Origin of the sequence: Streptomyces sp. NPDC056160 (genome assembly GCF_042268205.1) — a bacterium.
Classification (GTDB): Bacteria; Actinomycetota; Actinomycetes; order Streptomycetales; family Streptomycetaceae; genus Streptomyces.
Map to the genome: position 1 here is coordinate 1 of NZ_JBHJUW010000303.1, position 2,669 is coordinate 2,669.

General features: G+C 69.9%; 2 protein-coding genes. One reads left to right on the plus strand and one right to left on the minus strand.

The annotated features are described in order from the left end of the window. Positions 1 to 68: 68 nt before the first annotated feature. Positions 69 to 1,568, plus strand: a complete 1,500-nt coding sequence (locus tag ACFC02_RS42195; RefSeq protein ID WP_376368276.1) for an RNaseH domain-containing protein — start codon at positions 69 to 71, stop codon at positions 1,566 to 1,568. Between the two features lie 77 nt (positions 1,569 to 1,645). On the opposite strand, the gene ACFC02_RS42200 is transcribed toward ACFC02_RS42195, so the two are convergent. Beyond that, the gene (locus ACFC02_RS42200) at positions 1,646 to 2,155 is read right to left on the minus strand and encodes a hypothetical protein (protein WP_376368278.1); all 510 of its coding nucleotides are present in this window, start codon (positions 2,153 to 2,155) and stop codon (positions 1,646 to 1,648) included. Between the last annotated feature and the right edge of the window lie 514 nt (positions 2,156 to 2,669).

Here is a 2,669-nt window from a genome sequence, read left to right on the forward strand (position 1 = left end):
CAGCCCCAACGAATACGAACGCCGACACCACGCCGCTAAACTCACGCTCGCCGCGTGATCAAAGACGCGTGTCCACCATCACGGGGGAAGGCCCCACCCGCATGCAGCGGCTGCTGGCCTACCACTTCAACCGGCCCGATCTCGCCGCCGGGATGCCCGACGACGAGATCGTCGAACTCGGCTGTCACACCGAGGTGTTGCTGCACCGGTGCCCGGAGCTGCTGTCCCACGGCAGCCACCACGACCAGCGCGGTGCGCTGACCGATGCTCTGCCCGGGCTCTCGGCACCGGGTACCGGGGTGCTGGCCCTGGTCGAGACCGAGTACGACGCCAAGGAGTGGGGCCGCCGGCGCCGCGCTGCCCGCCGCGACGAGGAAGGTGCCGTCGACCCGTACCCGCTGGATGCCAAACCGGAAGTCTCCCGGCATCTCGCGCGTCACGGTGTGCTCGCCCAGTTCCTCACCCCCGCCACGAAGAAGCTGCGCTCGAAGAAGAAGGAACGGGAGGCCGAAACTCCGCTCGAGGCGCTCGGCATGGAGCTTGCGGCCGACTTCCCCGGCCACATGGCCATCGGTGACATGCTGCGCGCCGCCGGACTGGTTCATCCGCGTCTGACCCGGGCCATCTCCACCGGCAAGGGACTCAAGGACCGAGTCGCCCACCTCGGTCTGCACATGCGCGCCCAGCTCGGCGAAAAGCACACCCACCGCACCGAGGAGCCCAAGCTCATGTGGGTCCTCACCGCGTTCGTCCCCGTCGGCGAGCAATGGAAGACCCTGGCCTATCTGCCCGCCGACCGGGCCCACCGTGGCGGCTGGCTCAACTACGCCGAGGCCCAGGGGCTGTCGCGCAGTCGCCCCATTCCTGAAGGCAGCCGCGGTGACGACACGCTGCCCCGACGCATCGACCACGCCCTGTTCGAGCTGGCCCGGCACCTGGAGTGCGGCTATGTGCTCTACGTTTCCGGTGACTCCACCCGCCCTGTCTGGCCGCTGCTGTCGAACAAGAACGCCGATCTGCTTACCGACGACGGTCTGGCCAACGGCAGGCCGGCGTTGCCCGGTGCCACGCTGGCGCCCGAGCACCGGCCGCGCGCCGTTATCCGCACCACCTCCAGCGCCGACCCGAGCATTCCGGTGCCCGCGCTCTTCCACAAGATCGGCGAGGACGGCAACGAGAACGACGGGGACAAGACCAGCAACGCGCTGTTCCAACTCGACGGCACCGACACGACGTTCCTCATGAGCCGGCGCCCCCACCAGATGGACGGCAAGACCCCCTCGGCCAAGTCCGGCCGCAATCAGGGGCGTTGGAGCTGCGACGACAAGGAGCAGCAGGCGGAGACCTGGCACAACCTCACCACCACCGAAATCGCCGTCATCCAGCGGCCCGACGGGCACGATGCGCTCCCCTACGCCCTGACCACCGCGCGGCTGTGCAACCACGCCCTGGCCTGGGAGCACCGCACCCGCCACCCGCTGCCCATCCACGCCGCCATCCAGATGGACAAAAACCACCCCGAGTACCGGCGCACCATCGACTACGAGGTCAACGACGCCACCGGCTGACAAGCGACAACGACGGTCGCCTCCCCTGCTCCGGGCAACAGCGGAGCAGCGGAGGCGGCGCTGCCGTGCCGGAAGCCTCAAAGCGGACGTCGAGTGGTGGGTAGGCGCGAACGTGCCCGCGCCCAAGAGGCCGGGGCAGCCGGGACAGGGGCGTCCACGTGCCGGCAGCGGGCGGCGGTGTGCCAGTCCTCTGCTGGGTGCGGGTGTATGACGGCCGGGATGTCGAGGCCGGCGTCGCGGATGAGGTGGTCGAAACGGATGGAGGTGCCGAAGCATCCGGCGAACAGCCCGAAATGGTCGGCAGTGAGTGGAGTACGGCGGCGGAAGGCGAGGGCGGCGGCAAGCAGGGGGCGGGCACGGGCCGGGATGGCGTACATGTGCCGCGGACCGGGTGGCATGCCGATGTAGATCCGCGAATCGCGGTCGATGGCCAGGCGGGTGGCGTGCTCGTCGAGGCTGGTGATCTGGGTCATGGACAGCAGGGCCTGGTCGGTGCCGGTGAACAGCAGGGCGGCTGCCGCGGCGGCTCGCAGCGGGTTGGGCAGGTTCGTGGTGAGGGTGTGGGCCACGTGCGGGGTGATCGGCACGGTGGTGATGCCGGGGCCGCCCCGCGCGGCGAGGTCGTCAGGGACCTCGAGGTGGAGTTGCCGGTCAAGGAAGTGGGCCTGGGCGCCACGTATGCGTGCGAGGGTGTGGCCAGGGCTGGGGCTGGAGACGGTGAGGCGGGACAGGAACAGGCGCAGGCTCCTGCCAGTCGGTGGGTTCGTGCGGGCCGGTGTCCTCGTCCGGGGGTCTGACGGTGGCTGTCGCTGCGGGCGTGAAGCGGGGGTGGCGGGCCAGCCAGGTGCGCGCGGCGGCGTGGCCGGCCCGGTACTGGCTGTCGGTGCGGGCGAAGTCGTCCTTGTTCAGGTGGTGTCTGCACTCCTGGAGGAAGGAGGCGGCGTCGGCCTCGGGCAGGTCGGGCAGCGCAGGGATGTGGTCGGGCGGGGGCGGGCTGTGGAGTCGGTTGGGTGCAGATCTATTGAGGGTGCTGTCGATCAGTCAGGGAATATGAGCTGGCCGCGGTAGCGTGCCTGGTGGTTGCGGGTGAACTCCTGCTGC